Below are 2,096 nucleotides of genomic sequence, written 5' to 3'. Positions count from 1 at the left end.
GGGCGAAAGCGGTATACGCCTTGACCATGATGTCGAAAAGATTCATTCCCCGAATGTGCTGAAGCAGCACGGAAATCCCAATGGTAAGGATGCCGACTATCAGCATGTTGAGACGTCCGACCCCGATAAGACGCTCCTGAGATGCGCCGGGATGTATCTTTTTCGCATAGAAATCATTGGTCAGCACACTCGACAGCATGATGAACTCGTTGCTGAGTGTCGAAAGCGTGGCGGAAAAAATCGCGGCGATCATGACCCCCATGAGTCCGACGGGGAGTACCCTCAGACTGATGACCGCATAGGCAAAACGGGGGTTTTCGAGTCCCGGAACGACGACACGGGCCATCATCGAGGGAGTATAAAAGATGATCGGCCCGACGATACTCCATGCCGCGACCGCATAGACCATCCTCCGGGCATCCCGCTCGCTGGAGACACAGTTGTATTTCTGAATCATCGACCATCCGGCATTGACACTGAAAAACAGGAGGACAACCCACGTTATGAGCTGGTAAAGGTCGTACGGCGGATGGAGCAGGGATGAAAAACCCTCGGGCATGTTGTGGAAAAACGAGCCGACGCCGTTCACCTCGCGGATGGTAAGGGGGAAAACCATGCACACCGCAAGACACAGTATGATGAACTGGACAAAATCGGTCACGATGACCGACCACTGGCCTCCAAACAGCGAATAACCGAGCGTGATGAACCCCGTAATCCAGATAATCCGTGACAGGGTAAACCACTCGCTCGAAAGCGCCGCGACAATAAAGATGGCAGTCGCATATATCCGTATGGCATTGTCCGCAAGCCGAAGCGGGATGCCGGTCCAGACAAAAATCTGCCTGAGCGCCGGGCTGAACCGCGTTTCGATAAACCCGATGGGACTCACCTGACGGGCTCGTCGCCAGCGGCCTACAAAAAGGTAAGCGCCGACAATCATCCCCGGAACGCTGATGCAGTACAGTGTCAGCGCCGTAAAACCATACTTGTAACCGAGCTCGGCATAATTGACGAACGAGAGGGAAGAAAACGAAGCCATCCACAGGGATATGGCCGCAAGCCACCAGGGAATGTTCGCACCGGCGGTGAAATAATCCTTCGCCTGACGAACGAATTTTGTGAAGAATGCCCCGATAAATACGATTATCGCAAAATAACCGGCAATTACCACAAAATCAATCGGCTGCAGATGAGCAATGTCATTCATCCGACTTCCGCACAGTTGAGCGTGTAATGTTTTGGAAATGTATTTACATTTTTTCCTTTTAGCGGTGAATGAGAATCGACATTCTCACTCACCGCATATTGAAATATATGCCATTCCTCCATGTCGAGGCCAGGACAAGTCATCCTTTGGACGAGCCTTGACATGAATTCGGCAGATGTAAACACGAAACCCAAACAATTCAAATACTGTTATCGATATTCGAAACAAATGCCGAAACACGTTCGGCATGACATAATCCGATGTCACGGTATAACCATCGGAGCAATACTATTGCTCCGGCGAATAAAGAATGATACCGGAGGTAAAAAAAACATGGATTCCCGCTTTCGCGGGAATGACGGCTTGGTGCGCAGTTACACAGATTGTATCGAATCACCTTTATAGGGCTCAATTTCCGAAATATATTTCACTGTTTAAAAGCCTTGTGATAAAGTCTGTACGTGTGGATATAAGCTGTCAAGGGTCGGCACAAAGTGCCGATTCCCGATTAATGATTCGGGAACAGGCTTACATGCCCTTGACAGCATCAAAACAATACATTTCATTATAGGGCCCGTGAAAATATCCTTTTTCACAGCCCTCTTAATCGCCGGAGCAATAATAAAAACCGGTTATCCAGTTAAATCAGCTCAAATGATTGATCCCCCTCGGCTCCGCCGTTTCCCCTTATAGAGGAAAGAGGGATGAAAGTGCCCCAAAACCCGCTCCCCCCTTAAAAAGGGGGTGTCTTGTCCTGAAATAAGTTTACAGAAGAAGGGACAAGGAGTCAAGGATGAAAGAGGGAATGGGAGTGCGGTTTACGGAGGTATTGAAGCTGCATGTGGTGGGAGAGGTAGAGTCTGGGAGGATAAGTCAGTCGGAGGCG

Annotated in this window: 1 protein-coding gene; it reads right to left on the bottom strand. The window is 49.6% G+C overall.

The features are described 5' to 3' along the window. A partial coding sequence (locus tag LLG96_01100; GenBank protein ID MCE5248794.1) for a hypothetical protein occupies positions 1-1,210 on the bottom strand: 1,210 nt, incomplete at its 3' end. Positions 1,211-2,096: the final 886 nt, after the last annotated feature.

It is taken from the genome of bacterium, from assembly GCA_021372535.1.
Taxonomy (GTDB): Bacteria; Latescibacterota; Latescibacteria; order Latescibacterales; family Latescibacteraceae; genus JAFGMP01.
The sequence above is the reverse complement of the archived record's forward strand: the minus strand, read 5'-3'. Positions and strand labels throughout refer to the sequence as shown.